We start from the raw sequence: 24,477 nt of genomic DNA, 5'->3' as shown, positions 1-24,477 counted from the left end.
ACTGCAAAAGCCTTGTATTTTGAGAAGGGCTCTTCGGTGAAGGGGGCCTCATAGGTGTACATTAAAAATGCAGCGCGTATCCGGTTAGGACACGGGCTGCATTTTACTTATTAGCTTTGTCATTCGTTTGGCATTCACTAGCAAGATAACAACATCGGCTTTTTTGACACAAGCTTCAATGGATGCTATTGAATCTTTATCATCAACCGATAAAAAAATGCCCCCTCTCGATTCAATTTTTTCTTTATAGTGCACCTTATTAGGATCGTTCCCAACAATAAGTACGTGCTTTCCTTCTAAATTTAATTCAACTGATTTTAGATCTTTAGTAAATTGAATGTCCTTTTTTTTTTGAAATTTGTTACTCTTCTGGTCTATTTCTAAATGCTCAACTCGATGGATATATGTTATTCTACACAATTCTGGCTTTTCATCAGGAAATGCAATATCAATAATATCCCCTTCGCTTAGAGGTGGTTTAATTCTCCTTACAGTGGTGTACACCATTTCATTCGCCACGGATAAAATTTCCTTTCCAAACAAACCTGTCCTTTAGTTGAACAGACTGCCTGAGAAAATGCTGGCAGCCTGCTGTCATTGTTCTCTCGTGTCCCGTTAGCTCAATGATCTGAAGAAATTGTTTCACTCAAGCTATTCCTCAGAAATCTCTACGCACTATCTAAACCCAATTTGACGCAGAAATTAGGCATTCACCTTGCCTAAGGCGAATATCTTAATGGGGAAGTACATTTTTTAGAATTGAGGTGATACACTTGGGATACTTCGTTACTGTGGAACTGGGCGTAAAAGTATTTATAGAGGACATCAATCCGAAGGGAAATAAAACGATACTTTTTATTCATGGATGGCCGCTAAACCATAACCAGTTCGAATATCAGTTCAATTTCCTTCCTAAGCTCGGATATCGTTGTATCGGAATGGACTGGAGAGGATACGGCAATTCGGATAAACCATTCGACGGTTACGGTTTTGACAGATTAGCAGATGATCTTCGTATGGTCATCGAAGCGTTACAGCTAAAAAACATAACACTGGCAGGACACTCTACCGGAGGCGCGATCTCGATTCGTTATATGGCTCGTTACAAAGGGTACGGGGTATCTAAACTCGTCCTGATCGACGCTGCGTCTCCATCAAGCGTTCCAAAAGAATTTACGAATAAAATCATCGAAGAAACAAACAATGACCGTCCGAAAATGCTGCAAAACCAAACGGGGATTTTTTTCTTTCAGTACATTTCTGAACCGAAATCCGAATGGTTCTTTCTAATGGGTTTACAAGCTGCGAATTGGTCGACTTCCGCCATTATGGTCACGCTAAGAGACGAGAATGTTTACAACGATCTTGGACAGATCGATGTGCCCACATTAATTATTCATGGAATTCATGATAAAGTCGTTCCGTTTACCCAAGCTCAGGAAACAAATAAGCTGATTAAAAATTCGCGATTAGTTCCATTCCAATACAGCGGCCATTGCCCTTTTTTGGAGGAGCGTGATAGATTCAACCAACTATTATCTTCTTTTGCATAACGCCTCTGATTAGCCGCACCATCTCTCCCCATAAATATAATCCGATATGCCGGTACCAATTTCCGTAGCTAATTAATATAGCTCCCTCTTCTTTGTTCTCATTACACGATTATAAGTCAAATGTAATATTCTGTAAAACATAAAAGAATGTATTCTACTTACATATCCCTATTTAAGAAAATAAGCTACTTAACATATTAGTCATGTACAATATGTCAAGCAGCTTATTTTAATCGATTCTATAAAGTTAGGTCTTGATAAATATCATATCTAACATTACCAACCATTTTCGAAACAGAATATACTTTCATTTGACTTTCATCATTACGGCAATAATAAAGATTCCAATAATTCCCCTTCTTGCACCTCTCTGTCTAACCACAATGCTTCGTCTTCTCGCTTGAGGATTACAGGCATCCGATCATGTATGTTCCATAAACGTCTGTTTTTAGAACTTGTTAATTGAATGTATTTCATTGAAAAATTACAGTTGATCATAAAACCAATATCCGATATATTGGTTTTATGAAAAAAAATATTATTAAACCCATTAAACGTATGTCATTTAGAGATGAAGTATATCTAACTTTGAAAAAAGCAATCGTTACATTAGAGATGCAACCGGAGCAACGCTTAAATGACCAAGAGTTAGCAGAAGAATTCGGAATTAGCCGTACTCCGGTTAGAGAAGCTTTAAAACGTCTTGAAGATGAAGGACTTGTTGAATCTATTCCTGGTTCAGTAACTCGTGTTGCACCATTAAATCTTGAGGAGGCGAAACACGCATTTACTGTAGTAGCAGCTTTACATTCATTAGCTGCTCGTTTAGCAGTACCATTACTCAAAGAGGCAGATATTCAAGAATTAGAGTTCAGTAATAAAGCCTTACTACTATCTATTGAGAAAAAAGATATTATAAAAGCAATTGAAGCTGATGAGTTATTCCACAATGTTTTTTTAGATGTGGCGGGAAATCCTGAAATCATTCGTGCGTTAGAACGAAGTATATTTAAGATTCAACGCCTCGAAATTTCTCAGTTCACTTCTATAAATGGTTTAAAATCAGTAGAACAACATCAGCAAATTATAGAAGCGTGCAAAAATAAAGATAAAGAAACAACAGCACATCTTGTAGAACAAAACTGGTTAAGTCTGGGGAAATTGCTGACTTATGAGACAGATTGAGGTGAGAAATTTGCGCCCTATTTTTTTAGGTATATGTGCTGCTTTCTTTTTTGCTTTCACATTTATATTGAATCGAGCAATGGAATTATCAGGTGGTAGCTGGATATGGAGTGCCTCATTAAGGTTTATTTTCATGCTTCCATTCCTTTTACTTCTTGTTATGAGTAGGAAAAAATTAAAAGTATTATTACAAGTTATGAGAGAGGATTTAAGAGCATGGTTTTTATGGAGTTTCGTAGGTTTTGGTCTATTTTATGCTCCATTATGCTTTGCCGCTGCACATGCACCAGGATGGATAATTGCTGGGACATGGCAAATTACTATTATATCAGGATCTTTGTTAGCTCCTCTTTTTATTCAAGCCATTCAAACACCAGATGGAATTCTTAAGAAAAGAGGAAAAATCCCAATGAAGGGTATGGGAATGTCATTGATTATTCTTCTTGGTATTTTCCTTATGCAAATGGAACAAGCAAAATCGCTTGACGTAAAAGATATTTTGTTAGGTATTATCCCTGTTATTGTGGCTTCTTTTGCTTACCCGCTCGGTAATCGTAAGATGATGGAGGTTTGTGGAGATCGTTTGGATGCTTATCAACGTGTACTTGGAATGACATTAGCTAGCTTACCATTCTGGTTTTTACTATCCTTGTATGGTCTTTTTACAACAGGAGTACCTAGTAAAGAACAAGCTATGCAATCTATCTTAGTTGCTATTTGTTCAGGTGTAATTGCAACTATTTTATTTTTTAAAGCAACTGATATAGTTAAAGGAGATATGCAAAAATTAGCTACTGTGGAAGCGACACAATCCATGGAGGTACTGTTTGCTGTTATCGGAGAATTAGTTTTATTACATTCTTCATTTCCTTCTATTTTATCTTGGTTCGGTATGTTTGTAATAATGTTAGGAATGATAGCACATAGTTATGTTTCCCATAAGGGTGAAGTGGCACATAACCAAAATATTAGTGCCTAAATAATTCTTTAAAATGTATATTTAATATAGGTAATTTTATTACTTTTTGAAACATGTAGTTCTATAAGTTTCATGTCAAAAAATGATTGATTAAGTAAAAGAATAAAAACAACAGCCGATGCCCTTGAAGTGACACCCAAAAGTTAGACACGTTATTTCATTAGGCAGCTTTCTTGGGCATGGGCCCGGTATTGTACCGGGCTCATGGCTCATGCCTTGCCTTTATTCTTTTATGATTATAGTACTAGCGGGTAAACTAGGTATGACCGTACGACTCCGATTACCAGACAAGTCGTAGCAACCATGATTCAAAAACTTGAAGCAAATTCCAGCGATTTTTTGTTAAAGAAGCAAAACAATTCTTTCCTTGAGCTATCTGACTCAATGATGACGTATGTTAGATAGCCTGTCCATCTTTTTTAATAAATTAAGTTGTTTCATATATTCTTACTTCCTACTTATACAATGAATTCTGAATTTTATAATATCAAAAATACAAAAAAAGACCGCTTATAACGGTCAATTAGTTGTATATTCTAATTCTTGAATGCAATATTCTAATCGATCAATATATTCTTGAATCCTATCATCTTCGTAGACATCTAATGCCTCAATAATATCATCAAGAACACTGTATTTTTCTTCTAAGGACTCTCTTTTGGAATTAGATAATTTACTCATATAATCTTCTAAGTCTATCTTAAAATCTTCTAATAAATCCCTCGCGTCTTCAATACCGCAGTTTTCAACTAATGATTGTAAAAAATTAGACTCTACTTCTTTCCTTTCATTAGCTTCTAATTGCTCAAGTTTTTTAACTACCGTTTCATAACGCTCAATATCTTCTTGAAGGTCTTGAATTGCATCTTCAATTAAATCGATTACCTCGTTTATTCTTTCTTTCCGTTCTCTTTTATTCTTAACCCCTTCATTTGTGTAAAGATCATGCCTTATCAATCCAACGATTACACTTGTTAATAGCCCATAATCCTTAGATAGTCTAGTATAGCCAAATACCGTCCATAAAATAGCCATAATCACTGATAAGGATACACAGAATATAATATGATAGCACGATCTATAAAATTTGATTCCATAGTAAACCAGTATACAACTAGCAAGTATAATCATAATATTATATGCTGTATAGTTCCAAGTGTAATAGATTGCAAGGAACAAAAGAAATAGAATTTCGAATATTATGCACTGACGAATCTTATCGGCCGGCTTTAGTTTTCATTGCTTGATCAGTTTTTTATGGAAATGTTTCTACCAAACTCCACTATAAGTGAGAGGCATATGAAAGGAGTGTTTTTTATAAAGGAATTCATATGATTCTGATAGACATACCTCTGTTGAAGCCGTACTTCAAGCCGGTCATATTCCTGCTGGAATCGAGCAATTTTTCAAGGAAAGTCCAATGAAAATTAGGAAGAGATGGATCGACAAGTCCGATGTATATATCCGGATTCTCGGAGGATTCTATGGTTTAACGCTTCCTGATGAATCCAAGAGCTATACGCATTGGGAATATGAGTATGCCGGAAAAGCGGGCAAGCCTAGATTTGCTTATGTTGTCACAAATGAAGCATTAAGACAAAAGCCATACGACTTTGCAGCAATTGAATACAATCAGAAGTTTAAGAGTTTAAGCAATCGGTCATGGAACAAGTCCCTATCTATTATCTTGAAGATGTACGGCACATTAAAATGGTACTTCGTGATCAATTGCCGAAGTATGCAGCAAGAGACAATTTGTATGGCTGGGTTTCCGGCAAAGATGTCCCGGACGTTCAAAAGCTGTTGGAAGAGAATGCAAGATTAAAGGCGGAGTTGGATAAAAAGAAATGAAAGAGGAGCTGACACAACCAGCCCTGACTTCAACCAAGTCAGGGCCGATGGCTATCAGATATTCTCTTGCTTTAATGCATCAATAATATTTTCCTTTTTTACTTTCGCGCCGGAATAAACAATCGCGAAACTGACAATGACAAATACGGCGACAATGACAGACAGAATGCTCATCCAAGGGAGAGTGAACCCGTAGCTGAATTTGTTCGAAAATGCTCTATAGGTCAGATACATCACGACGAAACTAATGGGAAGCCCGAACAACAGCGATTTGACCCCATAAAAAATACTTTCATAGTTCATCATTTTCGCAAAGCCTTTTGGCGTCAGGCCTACGGATTTCAGCATCGCAAATTCTCGTTTGCGAAGAGACAACCCCGTCGAGATCGTATTAAAAATGTTCGCAATGGAAATCGCAGAGATTAATACTATAAAACCGTAAGAAAAGACGGACATCAATAGAATCTGTTGTTCTTCGCTTTTTCTGGATTGATATACATTGTAGACATTCAGATTGGTCTCATGCATCTCTTCAATTTCCTGCTGCGTTCTCATCGGTTCCGTACTTTTCAAGTGGAGGTACGTCGAAACGTTAACTAGATCCTCGTCGTCTGCCAGTCGATTCATGACGCGTTCCGACACGATCATATTTAACCCGCCTACGCCTGTCGGGTTCATCCCCATAGGGGCTTGATCCGTCAATGCGGCAACGCTCACTTTGTTTGCCTTCGTTTCTTCCCCATTCTCTTTATAGAAGTTCGTTAGCTCGATACTTTGACCGACATTCGTATACATGGCCTTCGTCTGAACATATTTCCCCGTGCCCATATCTTTGTAATGAATCGTATCCATCACGATCGCTGCGGGATGATCCGGATCCGTAAGCTGTTCGTAATCTGCTCCAACCTCTTTGGCATAGGCTTGCAGACTCGAATCGTTCAATGCATGAATTTTAATATCGTAAGGGTATTTCCCGTCTTGCAGCATACTCTTATCTTTCTTAACCTTCTCTTGCAATTCATCGGCGATAATCGCTACATCGACCCAAGCGTTCCCATATAACTCATGAATCACGTTGTATTCAGTGACGCCATCCAGGGATACAATCGATCGCATCAACCCTTCATCTATTCTTTTTCCATTGCTGTACGACACTTCAATATCGTAATTGACGCCTTCCCGTGACAGTTCCAGGGATTGTGTCATGCCGGCCGTAAAAAACGATACCGTCAAAAACAAAACGATGCTGATGACAAGCGAAAAGACGATGGCATGATATCTCCGTTTGTTCCTTTTTAAGTTTTTCAGCCCGATTTCCGCTTCGATCCCGAAGAACTTGCGAATGAACTTCGACGTTTTCACTGCTTTGGCCGTAAGCTTTACGTCGGTAGTTTGGCGAATCGCGTCCATAGCAGATACCTTGGATGCTTTGATCGCCGGGAGATACGTCGAAACGAAAATCGTCAGCATCGAAACAAGACAAGCAATCAAGAGTGATAACGGCGTGACGATGAGCCTCAGCTTTTCACTGGTCCATAATGCCCCTTCAATCATCGCGTTCATGAACCAAAAAGTGATCCCGATCCCGGCAATACCGCATAGGATGCCAATGGGAATGCTGATCAAGCCAATGACGATACCTTCAAAAAGCACTGAATTTCGCTTCTGCCTTTTCGTAGCCCCCACGCTCGCGAGCATCCCTAAATGGCGGGAACGTTCCGAGACGGATATCGCAAAAGCGTTATAGATAAGCGAAACCGAGCCAATCATAATAACCCCCATAATAATGGCCGATAAGGAGAACATCATGCTGTACGAGGCTTCGCTTTTGGACAAGCCGTAATAACGTAGCAATCCGTTATTATATTGGACCGTTTCAATTTGGTTTTGCTTAGCCAAATCCTCTGCATTAGCGAACAAGGACGGATTAACTTTCTGCAAGACCACCGCCGCATCGACTCGATCGTTTGCCCCGATGATATTGTCATCGACATAGCTAATGATCGTATAGCCCGGGGCCCAAGCCGTTTCCCATACGGGACGCTTGATGAAGCCAACCACCGTATAATCCCTTGTCTTGATATGCTGCAACGTCTCGGTCAATGTGCCGTCTTCCCTACGCAACGGTTCGGTCTGATCCAAGGGATGATCGCCCCCTTGTTCGAATCGTTCGCCGACACGAAGGGTTAGACGATCGCCGATTTCGTACTTCACTTTGGCGTTCGTTGCAATGGGTTCGGAGATAACGACTTCCTTGTCCGTATGCGGAAGACGCCCCTTGCTTAGGTCAACCGGAAATTGCGCGAAACCCTGCGCATCATATTCCTTGATGAACAAATACGGTTTATTGGGATTTTGCCCCCCTTCTAATGGGGCATAGCCAAGGTCTCTTGAGATCGCAACGGTTTTGGTTGCGTCATCTCCCTGTATCGCCGCAAGCTGTTCCTTGGTTACAGCTTGATATTGGACATGCCACTCCCCTGTATCCGCGATGGCTTGCCTGATCATTAAATCCGAAAAAGAAAAAACAAGCGTAGCGACAGCGGTCACCATGGCAACCGAAATGATGACGCCGATGATGGTTACGAGCGTTCGTCTCTTGTTCTGCTTCAGATGCCGGATGGTTAATGTATTGACAATATTCATCGTCGGATCACCTCGTCTTTAGCAATCCTCCCGTCTTCAATCGAAATGATCCTGTCGGCTTGCAAGGCGATCCGTTCGTCGTGCGTGATAACGATCAGCGTCTGATGATAGGTCTTATTCAGCATTTTTAATAAGTCAATGATCTCGCTGCTATTCTTGCTGTCCAGATTCCCGGTCGGTTCGTCAGCCAGCATAATGGCAGGATTGCCGATGAGTGCTCTGCCGATCGAGACCCGTTGCTGCTGTCCGCCGGATAGCTGATTCGGCAGGTGGTTTAATCGATGCTGCAAATTCAACGTATTCACAAGACCATTCAACTGCTTTTGATCTACCTTTTGTTTATCTAGCAAGAGCGGCAACGTAATATTCTCTTCTACCGTCAGGACGGGAATCAGATTGAAAAACTGGTAGATCAGGCCGATTTGCCTGCGCCTGAAGATGGCCAGCTGCGTCTCGTTCAAGGCATACATGTCCGTATCCTGAACATAAACTTTACCGCCAGTCGGCCGATCCACACCGCCCAGCATATGAAGTAGCGTCGATTTCCCCGAGCCGGACGGGCCGATAATCGCCACGAATTCGCCCTTTTGGACCGAAAAAGAAACATCGTCAAGCGCCTTCACCGCCGATTCGCCTGTGCCGTATTCTTTAGACAGATGCTCGATTTTTAAAATTTCCATGGCCATACCTCCTTCCCTAAATGCTCAATTCCAGGTATATACCATCTCTTTAAATCCAACATCCCATAGGGTTTCATTCCCCTCAATGGTTATCGTAAGCTCATTTGCTTGTGGGAGAAAAATTAAGCTCGTATCCGGTTCATGGCGTTGATCTTCTGCAGATACGGACAGGAACTCATGTCCATCAACGGTAAGCTTGATGCTGCCCTGGAAATCCTTTTGATCGGGAATTCCATAATTCAAGAAAAGATACAACTCCTTCTTATTGCCTAACGTATACGTGTACGTTTCCTTGTTTTTACCTTCGATGCTATACACATTATATTTGGGTTCCACGTCTTGACCGCCAATCTTAAGACTGGACTGTTTGGTTCCCGTTGATGGATTCCCGGTACTATCCTTCAATTCGTTTATCGCCACAAAGGGGCCCATTTCTTTGGTGAACGCTTGGTCAAGCATCCCGAAGACCCCACACACCCCAAGCATCAAGACAACACTGGAAATACCCGTAGTAGCAATATTTCTCCAGTTGTTTTTTGTACGAAAGCCAAGTTTGTACGCCCCGAATCCGACTGCCGCACCCAATGAGTTTGGTATGACGTCGTTAATGTCAAAGCTGCCGAGGAATGTTAGTGCCTGAATAGTCTCCAGCACGAGAATGGACAGGATAAACAAAGTCATCAAGCTTACAAAGTTGGTTCGATATAACAATGGAATCAATATACCAAAAGGGATGAAGGCTGCGATGTTCCCGAAATCTATTAAATCCATCAGCGTAGGGTGTAGAAGATCGGATAGACCTGGCAGCCTAAAAAAACTGTCCGGTAAAAAAATAAAGGTGTACTTGGTGATTTGATCTACCTTACCTACTCTGCCGAAAGCGAAAAACAAAAAATAAAGAATCAAAAGGGTATAGAATATAGTAATTGCAAAAATAATCTTACGCTGTTGCTTCAAATGCATTGTCTTACCTCCATCGTTCATCTGATGAATATCATTTTATCTGTCTAAAATGACTTTCCAGTGACAATGGAGGTGACAATTCAGTCACTTACGGAGTGCCGTTAAATCACGTGCTTATAAAATTTAATCCGAAACTGCGTACCATTCTCGCTGTCGCTCGTCACATCGATCACGCCGTTCTGGCTGGCAATGATGCTGTGAGCCATCGCAAGCCCTATACCAATGCTCCCATCGCTAGCGTTCTTTCCTTTGTAAAAACGTTTGAAAATATAAGGCAAATCTACTTTCGGAATGCCTTTTCCGTTGTCAGCAATGACGATTTCCGTAAATAGCGCGTTTTCGGAAAATGCGATGTCGATCGCTCCGCCTTCAGGCGTATGCTCCACGCCGTTCTTCAAAATATTGATGACCGCCTCAGCAGTCCAATTGAAATCTCCGACAAAAGAGACGTTGTCATCGCCCGCGATGGAAAACGTCTGTCCCTTAATATCCATCGGAATCATAACCGGCTCTAATGCCTTTTGGATCAGGCTTTTCATGGGGATTCGATCTTTTTTGAATTGGATGGTCTTCGCGTCCATTTTCGATAGCTTTAATAAAGAAGAAACAAGCCAGTCGATGCGTTCAAGCTGGATGCGAATATGATTGGTGAATTCCGTTCTTTTAGCCGGAGGCAGGTCAGGGGCACTTAACAAATCCGCCATCACCGTCATGGAGGTGAGCGGTGTTTTGAGCTGATGCGAAATATCAGATATGGCATCCGTCAGTTGAATTTTGTCGCGCTGCAAGAGCGACCGGTGTTCCGATAGCATGAGCGTCACTTTGTAAATATCATTCTTTAAAATACTTAGCTCGCCTTCTTGGTTATCGCGAACGTCGAGGGAATCATTACCGTTGCTTATTTCCCTCAAATACTCGGACAGCTTCGCTAGCTCGCGATATCTCCATCTCGTGAATAACAAACTCGTACCAATAAGCAGCATGGATACAATGAAAACGAATATCGCTGCGACGGATGAAAAGAAAGCAGAAACGGCGGTCGCCGTTATGCTGATCGAACCCATGACGAGCAATAACATTTGAAATTCCCGATTCCGCAGCATCTAATCACCAACCTTATAGCCTAAACCGCGTACCGTTTTGATCAAAGTCGGATGTCCTGGATCATCCTCCAACTTTTCCCTCAGCCTTTTGATATACACCGTTAATGTATTGTCGTTCACGAATTCGCCGGCCACGTCCCAGATTTGCTCTAAGAGCTGATTCCTTGTGAGGACCTGTCCAACGTGGTTGCCGAAGATCAGCAATAAGCGATATTCTAAGGCGGTCAGCGGAATTTCGGCGCCGTTTTTATGCACTTTGCCTTCCAGCGTATTGATTCGAACATTGTCGATGTCGATGATCGCTCTGGCATGGGACGGCTTCTGGTATCTCCGCAAGACGGACTTGATCCGGGAGAGAAGCTCACGAACTCGAAAAGGTTTGGTAATGTAATCGTCGGCTCCCATGTCGAGCCCCATCACGACGTTAACCTCATCGTCGATCACCGTTAAGAAGATGACCGGAATGTCTCGTCGCTCTTTCACCATCTTGCACAATTCATAACCGCTTCCGTCCGGAAGTTGTAAATCGAACAGGCATAAAGCGAACTGATCGATGTCTTCGGCGAGCACCTTTTTGGCTGAAGCGAAATCATGGCAGAGAACGGTTGAATAACCATCCTGCTGCAGCGAATATTCCAGTCCCGACGCGATCGTCTTATCATCTTCGACTAATAAAATTTTCAATGCAGATCATCCTTACGTTAGAGTAAATTCACTCCTCATCTTAGTTTCGATATTATAACAGATTTTCTCAACAGGTTTCACCGTTTTATTCTGTGGCTCCTGCCCACTTGCAACCCTTCCCCGATCGGTAAGCTCCCCAAGGTATTTCGCTTGCTCCTTCATCCCCATTGCGTCACTAACCTTCCATTGTGTTTTCAATACCAAAATGAGTTCATTTGCTAACATTCTATCCACAGTTGTTTCCCACCTTCAAAATTCCAGTCCAAAAGTCTTTTTCCATACAGTTCATGTCCACATTACCGTTAATACCAGCCACTTTCCCACAATCGGAATACTGAAAGACCGCCCAGCGGCTCCATGTAGGGTTTTGAGGTGCACCCCTTAAAGTAGACATTGGAAAAAGCCCTGAGGTTATCCGATGAACTTTAGGGGATGTATTTTTCATGGCGGTTAAAGGACAAAAATTTAAAAGTTATCCAGAATCATTGAAAATGGAAGCCATTCGTTTACAGAATGAAATCCTAAAATAGTGTTTGGAAATTTGGATGCGGGGGGTGTAAGGAAGAAGTATCGAATTGTGGAGAGCTTGTCTACAATATATCCGATTACTGATGTTTGTAAGTTGTTAGGGGTTTCGAGAAGTGGCTATTACAAGTACTTCTCTACTAGAAACTTAAATAGGGATAAATCAATGAAAAAACGGATCAGAACGATCTATGAACAAAGGAAAGGGATATACGGATATCGCCGAATTCAGGCTGAACTGTTACGCCAATTTGGTTGTAGAGTTAATCATAAGAAAGTATTACGCATCATGCAAAATCTGGGACTTAAATCCATCATTCGCCGTAAACGTGTCTATATGACTACCTATCAAGCAAAGGTTCGGATGGACGTGTTGCAGATAATTTACTCAAGCGTGATTTTACCGCTCAAGAGCCTAATCAAAAATGGGTAACTGACTGACGTTACCTAATATCGAATTGGTGAGGAACCTATCTACCTTTCCGCAATCAAAGATTTATGTACGTATGAGATCATCGCTCATCATATCAGTACTCGAAATGACAATGCGCTTGTACTAGAAACTTTTAGGAAAGCATTTGAAATGCAAAAAGACGTGACTGGTTTGATCGTTCACAGCGACCAAGGTTCCCAGTACACGTCCCATGCATACCACAACATGCTTCCTACGGTTGGCGCCCAAATCAGCATTTCCCGACAGGGCAATTGCCTAGACAATGCCTCGATTGAAAGCTTCTTTTCTCATTTGAAAACCGAAGCCCTATATCCCTATGATATACGAGATCTTCAAGGTGATCAAAGGAGAATTGAAAATTACATTTATTTTTATAACGAAGAACGTCTTCAACTGAAGCTAAATAAACTGACGCCTAGCGAATTTAGGCGTCAGTTAGCGGCCTAACGACCGGGGCTTTTCTTACTGTCTACAAAACGGGGGCTTGACCATCTTACAGCAGGGTCGTTTTTTATGAAGTCAGTTCACTACGGAAATGAGAGTGTTTTATTTTTTCAAAAGATATCCTCAGATATGAATTACTATAGCATTCTACTACCTGATACTTCTCCCAGTTTCTATTTGTTCGTTAAAATGCTTTTTGTATTTTTCAATAACCCCAATTTTTTGAAATGTAATCCAAGAAAGAATGTTGAACAGAAAATAACGGGTATATGGGCTTGTCTCACTTTCTTCATAAAAAAAACTATTCAAAGATGAAACAATCCCTTCATTTTATCATATTTCTGACTTAAGCTCTTGCCAACTCCTGATCCCAAGTCAAGTGGTGACGAAAACCGTAACTCAGCGGGTTCCATCAAGGTATTTTTAATTTATTCTCTTTACCTTATTAACGTTTATTTTCATAGTATACAGTGCATATTATACAACCAAAAATACCAATAAGAATCCAATCATATCGTGCAAGAAGTGAAGAATAAACGATACCCACAAATTTCGCGTTACAATATACGCAAGAGTATGAATAATACGTACGAACCCAATAACAACAATTACTTGAACTAAATTCCACTCATACGTTGAGAGATGTAATAATCCAAATAAAATAGATGATAATAGCAAGGCAACGAGCATGGCCTTCTTACGACTAAATTTTGTTTTTTTATAGAAAAATTGCATTACAGCAATAAAGGGTAAAATCGCAAGAAGTTCTTCCCCAAACAACTGTAATAAATTGTGAACACCGTTATTAATCAATAATTCTGAGACTGCTGCTGAAACTGCTGTTCTAGCTTCATCAGCACTTGCCGTAATTGCCGGATGATCACTCACTGGAAAGAATAGCTTTACGACAACTGCTAAAAGTCCGGAACCAATTACAGATACAGGTAGAAAAACTAGTACCATTCCTAAATCTCTCAAAGTTATCTTTCTAAAAAGAGCATATGCCTGGCGCCCTGCTGCCATTCTCCATCCACAAAATAAAACCAGTGGAAATAAAATAACTTGCAACCATTCTGCCAATTGTTCATTTTCAACAAATAGGATGATTATTGTTAAAAATAAAAAACTGAAGATTAATGCTCCAAACATCAACAACCAATTTTTTTGTGTCAATTCAACTGGTGTGCCATTATAAAAGGGAATATCAGATTCTTTGGGCTCCCATTTTAAAAAATTATTCATATTCTTACTCCTTACATTTTTTTGCACGCATTATAATATATGAATGCCAATATTTTTCCAACTGCCAGTATGACTATTGCAATTTTGAGAACATAATACTGTAAAAATACACTCTAGGGTTGTGAGGGTTACCCTGACTGAACGAGGTGAGCCTTATAAGGTTCTTATTCCTCCTTTTCTGGGGATGGGCAAAAACACCCCTCTATGAAAATTGTCTTTTTTTAGCATTGGATTAGATGTTATCATTTTTCCTCCTACATACATTCTACTTTTAAAGTGAAAGCTTTATATTTCTAATTTTTTATCGATGATACGACCTGTAATAGCTGCTAGGATAATTATGAACAAGCAATTAAAACATAAACCTGAAATAGTGAATCCTTCACTAGGATACAATGATGCATCAATAAATCCATTTTCATCTATAAACCCAGTACTCCTTATAGTAATTACATTACTTAAAACATCTATTACATATTTTTGGATTATTAAAAATATAGCAAAGAAAATGATGAATAAAATTATTTTACTCATTGATGACTTTATAGGAATCAGTTTTGTAATTACTATGATGAAATAACAAGTGACTAATATACTCATGAAATCAGTTCCCCATAAAAAAACAGCGAGTACATGTTGGAAGATTCCATGGTCATAATTTAAAAAAATTAGACCTATTACTAACAAAAAAATAAACATAGATGTGAAGAAAAATAAATTTGCATATATATTTCTTTGAGCTGAGATATCTGTATAGCGAATCATAGAATTGTTAATCGTTTTATTGAAAGACGACAGTGCTATTAAAAGAATAGAAAATGCAGCTATACATAGTAATGTTGTATCTTTTACTTTTAAAAATGACAGAAGTAAAGAAATAGTAATAAATCCAAAATAAAGGACGACTATCTTTTTTCTATTACACTTAAATAAATAGCGAAAAAGTGGATTCACTTCTCAAAAACCTCCTTAAATAACTCATGTACTGCTTTTCCATGGTGAAAACGAATTTCTTCTACATTTTCATGCAATACAATAGTGCCGTCTTTCAAAAAGATCACCTCATCAAATATATTTTCAATTTCCTCTATTAAATGAGTTGAAATAAGAATGGTACTATTTTCACGATAAAAGTTAAGAATTAAATCTAATACATGCTTTCTAGAAATAAGATCAATTCCACCTAATGGTTCGTCTAATACATATAACTTTGCTTTCCTTGAGAAAGTTAATATAAGCTGTAATATTCCTGTTGTCCCTTTTGATAAGGTGATTATGTTCTCTTCTAGCGGTATCTTAAACTCGGATATTAAATCCATTGCTTGTTGTAAATCAAAATCAGTATAAAAATCTCGATAGAAAAACATAGCATCTTTTACTGTCATCCACTTTTCAAAAACAGGACTATCAGGCATAAATGAAACGATTTCTTTCGTTACTAAGCCCACCTTCTTACCTTCAATGGTAATACTTCCTTTAGAAGGGAAGCGTAAACCAGAAATCATTTTTAAAAATGTCGTTTTTCCACTGCCATTATTACCAACAAGACCGATAATTTTTCCTTCTGATATTGTTACGCTTACATCTTGAATCACTGTTTTTAAATCGTATCTTTTCCATAGATTTTCAATTTTTAATAACTCTTTCATTCGTTTTCCTCCCTTTTCTTTTCCAAAGAGGACAGGAGTATTGAGAGAATTTCTTCTTCCGTAAATCCTAAGTTGTTCATTCCATTTATAAAATTATCGAGCAACTCTTTTGCCATTTCTTTACGTAGCTCTGTAATTTTTTCTTCATTAGTTGTTACAAATCTCCCTGTTCCTCTGCGTGTCTCAGCAATACCTTCTCGTTCTAACTCCTGAAATGTACGTTGAATTGTATTTGGATTTACTTGTAATTCAGCCGCTAATTCACGTACGGCAGGAATTTTATCCCCCGGGGCTAAACATCCTGTTACAATTTCCTTTTTGATACACTCCATTACCTGAATATAAATCGGGATATTAGGAGAAAACTCAGTTTTCATTTCTTTCCTCCTCAGTATCAGTGTACTAGATGAATAATACACTAATACTGATTGTGTGTAAATAGTTATTTTAAAAACTATAAATAGAAGATGATATATTTAGTGAATTAGTGTAATCAACCAAGTTCCTTATTTAAAGGTTAACCCTAGGTTTGATTCCGAATATAAGCATTACGTAAACAAACGTCCGAACCTAAATTCGGACGTTTGTTCTTTTATTATCATTATATATTCCTTTTTCATCAAAGAAATATTACTTATTCTGCGGCTCCTGTGATTACCCTTAGGCTTGTCTCTTGTACCATTTAAGATTAGTTTGAAATGATCGCAATAGACTCCCATTTGTGTTATGAGCGGTGATTGAAGTCCATTGACCGTTGTAATTCTTCTTTGTAGGTTTAGCGTACACGTAGAATCAATGAGAAAGGTTCGCTCATTCGAAACGATCATAGGAACATCAAGAAATATACACCCATCTTAGAATGAAGTGCACCCCTTAAAGTAACCAAAGCTCTTCTTTCAGCCGTAGGAGGTGCAGCAGAAGGGAAATTAAAAAAGTATCCACCTTCACACGCTGCTTGTTCCAATTGTGGAAATGCTGTCCACTTCTTTTAGCCATACGAATTCTTTTTTCAATTGAGTCAGATCGGCAGAGCACGTAATGTATGTTAATCCTTTACCCGTTCTCTTGTATGTGCTGTTTCATTGCGCAAAAAAATGATTGAAAACAAAGCGAGAACAACCGATTGTTTTAGCGATTAAAATTTCTTGTTCTTTATTCGGATAGATACGAAACTTATACGCCTTGTTTACAATCACTGTTCTCACCTCAGCTTTTTAGTATTACTAACCTATGATTATACCAACGGAGTAAGCTAACGCCTACCGACATTTATCCCCCACTTACTCATTGGGCTATGCCCTACACAATGATATCTCCAAAGAAAACAAAAAAGATTATTAGACATTACTTTTCATCAAGCATCACTGCAAACAAGATTCACGTTTCGATTCAAGATCGGCGATGCTAGCAAAAAAGGATAGAACCACACTGAAATCATCAGGGCTGTATCCTTTTTGAGTGATTATTTCCCACCAGCGCTCGTCAAAACGTCAACCATTTCCTGATAGCCGTGTTTTTTGGCATGCTGCAAAGGTGTTACTCCACTTCTGTCAGCCAGATTTACATCGGCTCCGTACTCAATCAGCAGATTTACGATCTCCTGATGATTTTTGCCGCCATCTCCAAGAATAATGGCTTCCAGCAGAACGGTCCAGCCCAGATTGTTGACGTGATTCACATCTACATCGGAGTTCGTGAGCAGCTCTCGAACAATCTCAACATGCCCGCGATCAGCCGCTGGAATAAGGGCGGTACCTCCATAACGGTTGGTAATCGTCGTGTCAGCGCCTGCTGCAATGGCTGCTTTCAAAAAATCCAACTTACCTTCCGCTCCTGCATAGAGTAAAGGATTGTCAAGTTGATTGTCCCTGATGTTAATATCGGCCCCCTTCTCGATTAGAAACGTAAACAGCTCTAATTGGTTCGTGTGTACGGCAATCATAACAGAGGTTCGGCCTCTTTCATCCGTAGCGTCAATATCAGCGCCATCCGTCAGAAGTTTCGAAATGGCTTCCTTGTCTCCCTGATTTGCAGCTTTCAACAGAGCGCGATTCAACTTGTCCATTTCTTCGTTCACCACTTGGGTTGTTTGCCGCTTTCCGCTTGATAACAAAGAGTCCATATTTATCTCGCTCCCCGAAAGAGTGATAGCCAAGATCAAAAGACTAATTCCGCGTAGCAAAGCGAACCCACACCTTTCCTTTGATTTCTAAAGCTTCATCTACAGATTTGTTATTTGACCGTCAGCTCAACCTTGGACTGGTCGGCCCAGTCACCAATGGGTGTAACGGTATAAGTTACTCCTTTAGTCAGTTTGCTGTCCTGCACAAGATCGAACACGCCCACTGCACCCTTGCGACTGGAATATTTATAAGTACCGGTCAGTTTATTACCCTCTCCATCGGTCAATTCCACACTGCGGCCGGAGAATAGCTCATCTCCCGGGTCCTCCGCCAAAGTAATGGCTATAGATGTTTCACTGATTGCCTCCGCTTTGACAATATTTAGCGGTGGGATATTCTCGGCTACGAATGTCGGATTGGCGATTTCCGTCCAATTCGAGGTAACGGTATACTTAACTCCGGGTGTCAGCACCTGACCTTCCGGCAAACGGAATTTTGGTTCTTGCTTACCATCCATTGATTGGGTGAACGGGACGTATTTAGCTACGATCGGTTGATCGCCTTCCGGTGTAATCATGACTTCTCTACCTTGACCGGAGGAGATGATCTGATAGGTTCTTCCATCCGCTCTGTTGTCCTCATCCAGGACGAATGCACTCGCTCCGCGGCCACCGCTGTATGCGCTGATAACATATCCGTAGTCTACAACTCCATTAGCCTTGAGAGCTTCCAATTCGAAAGTATCGTTCGAAACCTGTCTAGCTTCCGTCATGTCAAGTTTCGTTGCGTTTCCTATAAATGTACTCACTTTTTTGCCTCTGTAGGTCAGGGTATACGTTGTGCCTAGTTTTTGTACGGTTGTTGGTACGATATACGTAGCAATCGAACCCGTTTTTAACCGCGGCATATTATTCAATGTCAATCCATCGTTAAATACAAAGTCTTCTTTTGTCTTGGCAAAGACTTCATTCTCGGCTGTCAAAGGAGCGTCAAAAGTCACAATCAAGGTAATGGTATTCAACGGACGAACGCTCGTAATTTTCGCATTTGCCGAAGGAATCGCCTGACGAGCGATATTCAGCAAGTACGCTGTCTCGCCGCGAGTGGCATTGTTATCGGCTCGATAAAAACGCTCCATCCAGTAATTCACAGATTTCATATCACGTTTCAACGCTTTGGACACGATTTGTACTAACTCCGCATGTGTCACAGTTCCATATGGATTAAAGCGTCCTTCTTCCGCCTGCATGATTTCTTGTGCTACCAGTTCAGCGGCATACTTGTAGTACAAATCATCCTGATTTACATCCGTGAAGCTAGGTAAATTGCCCCCTTTCCCTTGGAGACCAAACACGAGGACGACCATTTTCGCCAGTTCGGCGCGAGTGATTTGGTTCTCAATCCGTATGGAGCCTTTTTCGTAGCCATGCATCACGCGAAGCTCAGCGAGATTATTGACTGCTTGTTGAATTTCCTGTGATGAGAGACTCGTTGATGCAGCTTCTACATGCAGAGCCGTAAATGGAACGGATGCCGTTCCCAAGGCCGATATCAGCATCATGACAGCCAGTTTATTAGAATATTTAATCATCGGTAACTCCTCCTTCAGATATTAGGCATGGTAGTAGTTCGTCATAACTGTATGATAAAGGAGGGATATAAACCCCAAAGAAACACCGGATAAACCGATTCTAAAATCTTTCTTAACAAATTATAAAAACGATCACACGGAAAATCGGTATCCGGCACCCCAGACCGTTTCGATATACTGCGGGTTGGAAGGATCGACTTCTATCTTTTCCCTCAACTTGCGAACATGTACGGTAACGGTTGCAATATCCCCACTGGAATCCATGCCCCATATTCGTTCAAATAACTCATTTTTGCTAAAGACACGATTGGGATGGCTTGCAAAAAACTCAAGCAGGTTAAATTCACGGGTTGTAAATATTACTTCTTGATTTCGTACGTAGACTCTGTGGGCAGCTTTATCAATGACCAGACCGCGAATATGAATTTTGGACTTATGATCGGTCTCCTGTTTGCCCAATAGCCGTTCATATCTCGCTAGATGAGCCCTGGCTCTCGCCACTAGCTCACTAGGGCTGAATGGTTTGGTAATGTAATCGTCGGCGCCAAGATTAAAGGCCCGAATTTTATCAATCTCTTCTTTTTTCGCAGAGACAATCAGAATCGGCACTTCCTTGCTTTGTCTGATTTGATTGCATAATTCAAAGCCGTTCATCACAGGAAGCTGCAAGTCCACAATAATAAGATTGTAATTCCCCTGAAGTGCAAGCAGTAAACCCTCATTGCCTGAATAACATAAATCAACGAGAAAACCATTTAGTTCAAAATAATCCCGCTGCAGCTCAGCGATCGTAGTTTCATCTTCAATGATGAGGATTCGTGTCGTCATAGGCTTGGATACCTCCTTGGTTCGTTATTCGTTTCAGGGTAAAGAACAGGCTCGTGCCGATGCCTAGCTCGCTGCTTACCCAGATGGAGCCTCCGTGTCCTTCTATGATTTGATTCGCAATGGCAAGTCCCAGTCCGCTTCCGCCTGTTGAAGAATTGCGGGATTGCTCTACACGATAAAATCGTTCGAAAACATGGGGTATGGCTTCAGATGGGATACCTTTCCCATTATCGCGTATCTCAATGGTGACCCATACTGGGGAAACTTGTACGGAGACGAGAATCATTTTTTGTTCTTTGTCCATAAAATTCTGAGCATTACCAATAATATTAAGTACTATACGTTTTAATTTCTCTACATCGGCAATTACTTGAATGCTATGATCTGGACGATTCCCCCACTCAAGCAGGATTCCTTTTTCCTCCAATTCATAATACAGTTCATCAATACACTCATCCAAAAAACCAACAATATCAACATGCTCAAAGAAGAACGATACTTGCTTTAAATCAAGCTTGGAGTAGAGAAATAGTTCGTCTACGAGTTTATCCAAATCAACGGCTTTGGAATAAATGATGTTCACGTACTTGTTCATTTTCTCAGGAGTATCTGCGACCCCATCTCGAATTCCTTCGATATAGCCTTTTATATTAGTAATAGGCGTTCGCAAATCATGGGAGATGTTGGAGATTAGTTCTTTCCGATTCTCCTCGTCTTTCAATCGAAGCTGAACCGATTCAAGCAGTCTCTTTCGCATATTTTCAAACGCCGCGTTCAATTGACCGATTTCGTCCTTTGAACGCAGATCAAGTGAAAATTGGAGATTACCCTCTTTGATGTGATCAGCTGAGGTCCGAAGTAAATTAAGGGGTTTGACGACGCTTCTGGTAATCCAGCGGTATAACAACATATTCGCAACCACGACGACGCCGATGAGAATCAGAATGAGGATGGGTAACAGCCTGCGTATCACTTCACCAAAAGGGCTTCGCTCGCGTATAACGAAGACGCCACCTTTGGCGCCATTCGAAAAGCGGAAGTCGTATTTAGCGTAGGCATAAAATCTTTCGCCAATGTTAAAGGTATTGCGAATCTGATTGTTGTCCAGATCATAGGAAGGGAGATTCTCCTCCAATGCAGGCTGGTTAAAGGTTCGCGACGCAAATACCTGATGGTTTTCCCGGCGGACAAAGAGACCTGCCCTCACGGTTTTAAGCTTGAAATCGTAGTCCAGCAAAAGCTCTTCATTTTGCAATTGATCTGGTTCGTTTTTGGCGAGATATTTTAATTCGAGAAAGATCGATTCCTCTTGTTCAGTCAGCGGATTAAGCTGGTAATGGACTTTATAGAGATCCCGAATACTGTTAATGTCACCTGTCGCTGCGATCGTGACCAGACTGGCAGTCAAGAAAAAGACCGAAAGGCTAATGATAAGCATACCTGTATAAGACAGCAATAGTTTGACTCTAATGGACATAGCTCACCTCGTTCGAATAGGGGAATAGAAAATACCATCGTTTTTTGACTATAACTCCTGGACTAGCTTTGAAAGTACTCTCTTGTATTTGTTCAATAAATGCTTTGGCTGCTCGGCTCAGATAACGGTCGGAGTGGTAAATAATTGACAAGCTGCGGCTGAGCGCGCCATCCTTGATGCGTATCGTGTGCAAAACCGGATCACAAATTTGCCGTATTAACGAATGTGGCTGTACGGTTGCACCAATATTGGCTTTCATCAGATTCATAATCGAAGAAGTTACTGAGCTGGTTTCAAGAACGGAATGGAGCTTACATCCACATTGACAGACAATCTCTTCAACGATATCACGCCCCAGAAAACCTTCGGGATACAGGACTATGGGAAGGTCTCTCAGTTCATCCAGATCAATGCAGGTCCGGTTAGCCAGCGGATGCCTCCTTAGACACTGTCAACACATACTCCTCCTTGCATTATGGGATGGTCACTAGGCGGTCCAGTAGCATATAAAGCTCATCCTCCTGCTCGTCGCTTCCATTTTACAAAGGTTCAGCTTCTTGGGGTTTGACAATAGAGGGACGGTCCGGATCTGTTTCTCCACATGAACTATTTTTTGTTCAGGTTGTGGAAATGCTCAAATAAATAATCGCAATCTTCTCTTTTCTCGACCTTGACCATGTTCAGAATGCTCTTATCCTCTCCTGTCAAATATTTACGAAGATGTATATCGGAAAAACCGTGCTTATCCGCGTCTTCTGCGGTGTTGCAATAGTACACTTTTTTTATGCCAGACCAAATGATTGCCCCTACACACATCGGGCATGGTTCGCATGTTGCATAAATTACGCAATCAGACAAGTCCATTGTGCTTAATTTTTTACAAGCTTCTCTGATTGCTACCATTTCCGCATGTGCAGTAGGATCCGTATCCCTGATCATTGTGTTGGCTACAGCGGCAATAACTTCATCTCCTCTAACAATGGTTGCGCCAAACGGCCCTCCCGCTTGATTATCCATACCTTCGATCGCCGCTTCAGCAGCCAATTTCAAAAAATCCATTGTTTTATACCTCCATCTCATTTGTTTACTCTAACGAATAAAGTGTACAAGACAAACAACACAATCAACCTGCTGAAAAAAACAAATTCATTCAATGCTATCTATTCTTTACCCTTTACTCTTGCAAGCTTTTTCCTAGAAGGATTTCTGCCATTTTATAAGCATACTTGTAAGTTTCAAAATCCTCATAATTACTTAATACGATCAATTGTCAATTTTACTTTCTGTTATTCTGTACCTTTTTTACATAGAACATGGTACCTATAGAAACAAGGATACAAATACCCCTGCCGTTAATTAAATTAATGGTAGGGGTATTTATGTAACTCATTTATAATAGGAATGGCAATAGATAAAATTCACTATTTTGAAAGTAATGAATAAATCATTGGAAATAATTTTAGATATCAATCCATGCTAGTGGTTAAAGTGAAGCTTACCAATGCACTAGAATCTCCACTAGCATCATAATCCCATGAATAATAAATCCTCCATCACCGTCACCGAAAGGCAAAGCTATCATCTTAAGTTCATGATTTACATGCGTTCTCTAGTTCTTAAGACCAAAATCATCATTATATTAATTAGCATAACCCCTATAGGTAATCTTTGAGTTTTTTTTGTTAAAATACTCTCCTTTTCAAACTATTTATATGGACAGAATCGATTATATAATCTAAATTAATAAATTTCAATATTTGCCAAATTTAGAATATACGTACGCACGTTCGGTAAACATATACCGAGAACTGTATAAGAGATGAGTAATATGAAAAGAAATCCTTATTTATTTTTCGGTTTTTTATGTGGTTTTATTGCTTCAGTAATGAGCATTTATTTATGGTATGTATCAATAATTCGTGATGAAACAATTAAAGCGCTATTCTTAGTATTTTTGTTCTTTATACTATTTCCTGCTATTTTTCGATTAGTATCGTCATTCGTTTCTCCACCAATAATCATTATTTCATTCGTCTGGTCACTACCATTAAGCATCTACTATATGTTTTCAAGTACTGGTATCTGGTTTGCTTTATGTTGTTTCCTATATGTAGTCTCAGCAATATTAAAATTCAAAGGGGTAAACAAATTATCAAATAGTTAATAACATGTTGGTTGGTTAGAATAATGTTTTGTTTTTCATATATCAAAAACTAAATTGAAGATTTATTAGCACAAACACCCCATCATTTAATAGTGGACGCATCATCCAGCTTTTTCAACGTATCATAACAATTTGTTCTTCCAATGAATATGTGCCAGCCCGGTACGGAAGAGAAGGCAATGTGGAAAAAACAAAAATATTGCAGCCATTAGAGCGCACAAATGGAAATAAAAAAGCAGCCGCACAACTATTAGGAATGTCACGCGGCACACTCTATAACAAAATGAAAAGGTATGGACTTTCAGAGGAATACAATAAACAATAACATCGCACTTA

The 24,477-nt window shown here is 40.0% G+C and carries 24 protein-coding genes and 3 pseudogenes; 7 read left to right on the top strand and 20 right to left on the bottom strand.

Going from position 1 to position 24,477, the window contains the following annotated elements; genetic code table 11:
* Positions 1-84 precede the first annotated feature (84 nt).
* Positions 85-519, bottom strand: coding sequence for a hypothetical protein (locus BRLA_RS11165; protein ID WP_041752123.1), 435 nt, complete (start codon positions 517-519; stop codon positions 85-87).
* A 254-nt stretch (positions 520-773) separates the two neighbouring features.
* Between BRLA_RS11165 and BRLA_RS11160 the strand changes: the two genes are divergently transcribed.
* Positions 774-1,553, top strand: a complete 780-nt coding sequence (locus BRLA_RS11160) for an alpha/beta fold hydrolase (RefSeq protein ID WP_041752121.1) — start codon at positions 774-776, stop codon at positions 1,551-1,553.
* A gap of 324 nt (positions 1,554-1,877) precedes the next feature.
* On the opposite strand, the gene BRLA_RS25265 is transcribed toward BRLA_RS11160, so the two are convergent.
* The gene (locus BRLA_RS25265) at positions 1,878-1,970 is read right to left on the bottom strand and encodes a hypothetical protein (protein WP_425304189.1); all 93 of its coding nucleotides are present in this window, start codon (positions 1,968-1,970) and stop codon (positions 1,878-1,880) included.
* Between the two features lie 108 nt (positions 1,971-2,078).
* Here BRLA_RS25265 and BRLA_RS11155 point away from each other — a divergent pair, with 108 nt between their 5' ends.
* Together BRLA_RS11155 and BRLA_RS11150 are read left to right on the top strand one after the other, a co-directional pair.
* Positions 2,079-2,738, top strand: coding sequence for a GntR family transcriptional regulator (locus tag BRLA_RS11155; protein ID WP_003337499.1), 660 nt, complete (start codon positions 2,079-2,081; stop codon positions 2,736-2,738).
* Complete coding sequence (locus BRLA_RS11150; RefSeq protein ID WP_003337498.1) at positions 2,725-3,717, top strand: DMT family transporter; 993 nt, start codon at positions 2,725-2,727, stop codon at positions 3,715-3,717. The genes BRLA_RS11155 and BRLA_RS11150 overlap by 14 nt, the downstream gene beginning before the upstream one ends.
* A gap of 519 nt (positions 3,718-4,236) precedes the next feature.
* On the opposite strand, the gene BRLA_RS11145 is transcribed toward BRLA_RS11150, so the two are convergent.
* Positions 4,237-4,752 (bottom strand): hypothetical protein, encoded by a 516-nt coding sequence (locus tag BRLA_RS11145; RefSeq protein ID WP_041752119.1) that lies wholly within the window; start codon positions 4,750-4,752, stop codon positions 4,237-4,239.
* A gap of 304 nt (positions 4,753-5,056) precedes the next feature.
* Here BRLA_RS11145 and BRLA_RS11140 point away from each other — a divergent pair.
* A pseudogene (locus BRLA_RS11140) lies at positions 5,057-5,568 on the top strand (DUF4062 domain-containing protein); the annotation flags it as partial.
* Positions 5,569-5,622: 54 nt separating this feature from the next.
* Here the strand turns inward: BRLA_RS11140 and BRLA_RS11135 are convergent.
* The 6 genes from BRLA_RS11135 to BRLA_RS24615 form a co-directional block, all read right to left on the bottom strand.
* Positions 5,623-8,214, bottom strand: a complete 2,592-nt coding sequence (locus tag BRLA_RS11135) for an ABC transporter permease (RefSeq protein WP_003337495.1) — start codon at positions 8,212-8,214, stop codon at positions 5,623-5,625.
* A complete protein-coding gene (locus BRLA_RS11130; RefSeq protein ID WP_003339250.1) occupies positions 8,211-8,894 on the bottom strand; it encodes an ABC transporter ATP-binding protein in 684 nt (227 codons plus the stop codon). Before BRLA_RS11130 ends, BRLA_RS11135 begins: the two co-directional genes overlap by 4 nt.
* A 24-nt stretch (positions 8,895-8,918) precedes the next feature.
* Positions 8,919-9,857 carry a VanZ family protein gene (locus BRLA_RS11125; protein ID WP_003337493.1) on the bottom strand — a complete coding sequence of 313 codons (939 nt, stop codon included), beginning with the start codon at positions 9,855-9,857 and terminating at the stop codon, positions 8,919-8,921.
* Positions 9,858-9,958: 101 nt separating this feature from the next.
* Positions 9,959-10,960, bottom strand: coding sequence for a sensor histidine kinase (locus BRLA_RS11120; protein WP_041752117.1), 1,002 nt, complete (start codon positions 10,958-10,960; stop codon positions 9,959-9,961).
* On the bottom strand, positions 10,961-11,644 hold the full coding sequence (locus BRLA_RS11115) for a response regulator transcription factor (protein ID WP_003337491.1): 684 nt from the start codon (positions 11,642-11,644) through the stop codon (positions 10,961-10,963).
* 12 nt (positions 11,645-11,656) lie between these two features.
* On the bottom strand, positions 11,657-11,869 hold the full coding sequence (locus BRLA_RS24615; protein WP_003337490.1) for a hypothetical protein: 213 nt from the start codon (positions 11,867-11,869) through the stop codon (positions 11,657-11,659).
* 466 nt (positions 11,870-12,335) lie between these two features.
* Between BRLA_RS24615 and BRLA_RS23700 the strand changes: the two genes are divergently transcribed.
* Both BRLA_RS23700 and BRLA_RS23695 read left to right on the top strand, forming a co-directional pair.
* On the top strand, positions 12,336-12,602 hold the full coding sequence (locus BRLA_RS23700; protein WP_148305480.1) for an IS3 family transposase: 267 nt from the start codon (positions 12,336-12,338) through the stop codon (positions 12,600-12,602).
* A 24-nt stretch (positions 12,603-12,626) separates the two neighbouring features.
* A complete protein-coding gene (locus BRLA_RS23695; protein ID WP_119912715.1) occupies positions 12,627-13,070 on the top strand; it encodes a DDE-type integrase/transposase/recombinase in 444 nt (147 codons plus the stop codon).
* Positions 13,071-13,544: 474 nt separating this feature from the next.
* On the opposite strand, the gene BRLA_RS11100 is transcribed toward BRLA_RS23695, so the two are convergent.
* The 11 genes and pseudogenes from BRLA_RS11100 to BRLA_RS11060 form a co-directional block, all read right to left on the bottom strand.
* The gene (locus BRLA_RS11100; protein ID WP_003337485.1) at positions 13,545-14,309 is read right to left on the bottom strand and encodes a CPBP family intramembrane glutamic endopeptidase; all 765 of its coding nucleotides are present in this window, start codon (positions 14,307-14,309) and stop codon (positions 13,545-13,547) included.
* A gap of 285 nt (positions 14,310-14,594) precedes the next feature.
* A complete protein-coding gene (locus tag BRLA_RS11095; RefSeq protein ID WP_003337484.1) occupies positions 14,595-15,263 on the bottom strand; it encodes a hypothetical protein in 669 nt (222 codons plus the stop codon).
* A complete protein-coding gene (locus tag BRLA_RS11090) occupies positions 15,260-15,958 on the bottom strand; it encodes an ABC transporter ATP-binding protein (protein ID WP_003337483.1) in 699 nt (232 codons plus the stop codon). Before BRLA_RS11090 ends, BRLA_RS11095 begins: the two co-directional genes overlap by 4 nt.
* A complete protein-coding gene (locus BRLA_RS11085; protein ID WP_003337482.1) occupies positions 15,955-16,335 on the bottom strand; it encodes a GntR family transcriptional regulator in 381 nt (126 codons plus the stop codon). Before BRLA_RS11085 ends, BRLA_RS11090 begins: the two co-directional genes overlap by 4 nt.
* 591 nt (positions 16,336-16,926) lie before the next feature.
* Positions 16,927-17,154: pseudogene (locus BRLA_RS23685) on the bottom strand (helix-turn-helix domain-containing protein); the annotation flags it as partial.
* A gap of 266 nt (positions 17,155-17,420) precedes the next feature.
* The gene (locus BRLA_RS11080) at positions 17,421-18,080 is read right to left on the bottom strand and encodes an ankyrin repeat domain-containing protein (protein WP_003337479.1); all 660 of its coding nucleotides are present in this window, start codon (positions 18,078-18,080) and stop codon (positions 17,421-17,423) included.
* 110 nt (positions 18,081-18,190) lie between these two features.
* Positions 18,191-19,672, bottom strand: coding sequence for an S-layer homology domain-containing protein (locus BRLA_RS11075; protein ID WP_003337478.1), 1,482 nt, complete (start codon positions 19,670-19,672; stop codon positions 18,191-18,193).
* A 132-nt stretch (positions 19,673-19,804) separates the two neighbouring features.
* Positions 19,805-20,500, bottom strand: coding sequence for a response regulator transcription factor (locus BRLA_RS11070; RefSeq protein WP_003337477.1), 696 nt, complete (start codon positions 20,498-20,500; stop codon positions 19,805-19,807).
* Positions 20,475-21,977: a HAMP domain-containing sensor histidine kinase gene (locus BRLA_RS11065; RefSeq protein WP_003337475.1), complete on the bottom strand. Its 1,503-nt coding sequence runs from the start codon at positions 21,975-21,977 to the stop codon at positions 20,475-20,477. The genes BRLA_RS11070 and BRLA_RS11065 overlap by 26 nt, the downstream gene beginning before the upstream one ends.
* A complete protein-coding gene (locus BRLA_RS23170) occupies positions 21,967-22,359 on the bottom strand; it encodes a LysR family transcriptional regulator substrate-binding protein (protein ID WP_238547468.1) in 393 nt (130 codons plus the stop codon). The genes BRLA_RS11065 and BRLA_RS23170 overlap by 11 nt, the downstream gene beginning before the upstream one ends.
* 224 nt (positions 22,360-22,583) lie before the next feature.
* A complete protein-coding gene (locus BRLA_RS11060; RefSeq protein WP_003337473.1) occupies positions 22,584-23,036 on the bottom strand; it encodes a nucleoside deaminase in 453 nt (150 codons plus the stop codon).
* A gap of 1,289 nt (positions 23,037-24,325) precedes the next feature.
* Between BRLA_RS11060 and BRLA_RS11055 the strand changes: the two are divergent.
* Positions 24,326-24,466: pseudogene (locus BRLA_RS11055) on the top strand (helix-turn-helix domain-containing protein); the annotation flags it as partial.
* Positions 24,467-24,477 lie beyond the last annotated feature (11 nt).

It is taken from the genome of Brevibacillus laterosporus LMG 15441 (genome assembly GCF_000219535.2).
Classification (GTDB): Bacteria; Bacillota; Bacilli; order Brevibacillales; family Brevibacillaceae; genus Brevibacillus_B; species Brevibacillus_B halotolerans.
Note: the sequence above shows the minus strand (reverse complement) of the source record. Positions and strands in the feature narration are given on the sequence as shown.